General features: G+C 41.1%; 1 pseudogene. It reads left to right on the top strand.

Going from position 1 to position 1,640, the window contains the following annotated elements:
- Window positions 1-762 precede the first annotated feature (762 nt).
- Window positions 763-1,566 (top strand): annotated as a pseudogene (locus ACEYW6_RS36160) (reverse transcriptase N-terminal domain-containing protein); the annotation flags it as partial.
- Between the last annotated feature and the right edge of the window lie 74 nt (window positions 1,567-1,640).

Below are 1,640 nucleotides of genomic sequence, written 5' to 3'. Positions count from 1 at the left end.
TAAAACACTGAGCTATCTGGAGAAGAGGTATTAATCGTAGTTGATATCGGATAAAAGATAAGGGTTACTTATTTTGTATTCACACACATTCCTGGAGCTGCCACTGAAAGCATAAGATGAGCAAGTTGCTCGCTTTATGGTTTCAAAACAGGTTGCTCATTGTCACTGGAACGATAACTTGGCAGAAAAGGACATCTTTTGCTTCCAATTTTGTCACTTAAAGGATAAGTGCGATTCGTTGCAAGTAAAATGACGGCAATTAGCCCGTACATACACTTGCCATCTCTATGAGGTGAACTCTCAGACAGATGTAGGTGAAAGTCCTACCCGCCAGATTCAGGCGTGACTCCTTATCTGTCCACACCGACCATACTCGGTTTATGGAGAGTGAAGCTGGAAACAGGGCGCAATCAGACTTCCGTTATGGGAAGACACTGGCGCTAATAGGGAGTTCCTATGGTGAAACAGAGCCTAGAAAAGTGACCTATTAAGAAGCGGGACATAAGCTAGACCCGACTTTATCAGAGCTAAAACCCGCTGTGGTCTTATCCACCAACAGCAAGAATCTAGGGTTTCTGATGGTTGAAATGGCTACACCTAAGGGAACAATCAATCTTCTGAGGGAACGAATAAAAACGATTCAAAGGTACTGGGATAGTCGAACCCCAGTTAGGTAAGACGAGATACGGAACTCCTTTGAGTTGGGTAGGATGCGGCGTAATTGCTGCAAGGTGTTCAGAAAACACTCATTGGAGTTAGAGTATGATTAGGCACATAGAAAACTATAGTGAATCATGGAAAAGTTTACCCTGGAAGAAATTTCGGTGTAATCTATTCCGCCTACAAAAACGAGTGTTTAAAGCAGTTCGAGAAGGAAACAAGCGTAAAGCCATATCTCTTCAAAAACTTATTCTGAAATCCAATGCGGCTAGGCTATTGGCAATTCGTCAAGTAACACAGCTAAATGCTGGAAAGAAAACGGCAGGAATCGATGGTAAAAAGTCTCTTAATTCTAAAGAACGCTTTCAACTTGAGAAACTGCTAAAAGCATCTGGTGACAATTGGGAACACCAAAAGTTACGTAGCATTTCCATTCCTAAAAAGGGCGGAAGTACCAGGATGCTCAAAATTCCCACTATCGCGGATAGGTGCTGGCAATGCCTCGCCAAATATGCTTTAGAACCAGCACACGAAGCACTATTCCATGAAAGGAGTTATGGGTTTAGACCAGGGCGTTCAGCACATGATGCACAGAAAATTCTGTTCTCAAACCTAAATTCTAGCACTAATGGAATCAATAAGAGAGTTATAGAACTCGATATTGAAAAGTGTTTTGACAAAATTTCACACACCACAATCATGAATAACCGTATAGCCCCAAAAGGTATAAAGCAAGGAATTTTCCGCTGCCTAAAAGCCGGAATAAACCCTGATTTTCCAGAACAAGGGACTTGTCAAGGTGGTGTAGTAAGTCCATTATTAGCTAACATCGCTCTCAACGGAATAGAGAATATTCACCAATCAATACGGTATGCCGACGATATGGTAATAATCTTAAAACCAAAACCCGGATTTCTCACAAGTGCAAAAAAATTATTGAGATGAGTAAAATTTAGGAAAGGATATTTTATACATTAGTG

Source organism: Nostoc sp. UIC 10607, assembly GCF_047228265.1.
Classification (GTDB): Bacteria; Cyanobacteriota; Cyanobacteriia; order Cyanobacteriales; family Nostocaceae; genus Nostoc; species Nostoc foliaceum_A.
Note: the sequence above shows the minus strand (reverse complement) of the source record. Positions and strands in the feature narration are given on the sequence as shown.